The sequence below is a fragment of the Atopobacter sp. AH10 genome, assembly GCF_003664595.1.
Lineage (GTDB): Bacteria > Bacillota > Bacilli > Lactobacillales > Aerococcaceae > Atopobacter.
The window spans coordinates 1-230 of record NZ_QXPZ01000068.1; the positions used below are offsets into that span (position 1 = coordinate 1).

The 230-nt window shown below is 45.2% G+C and carries 1 rRNA gene; it reads right to left on the reverse strand.

Going from position 1 to position 230, the window contains the following annotated elements:
* Positions 1-116 (reverse strand): 5S ribosomal RNA (rrf, locus tag D3H64_RS10000).
* Positions 117-230 lie beyond the last annotated feature (114 nt).

The window sequence follows — 230 nt, forward strand, 5'->3', positions numbered from 1 at the left end:
GCATGGCGACGTCCTACCCTCGCAGGGAGAAACCCCCAACTACTATCGGCGCAAAGAAGCTTAACTGCTGTGTTCGAGATGGGAACAGGTGTGTCCTTCTTGCCATTGTCACCACACTATTGAGTGTTTGTTCACTCATAACTGAATCTAACGCTTGACCCTTACCATAAACTACGTTTTCTTTCTTTCCTTTACTTACCTTCTTTGGATAAGTCCTCGATCGATTAGTA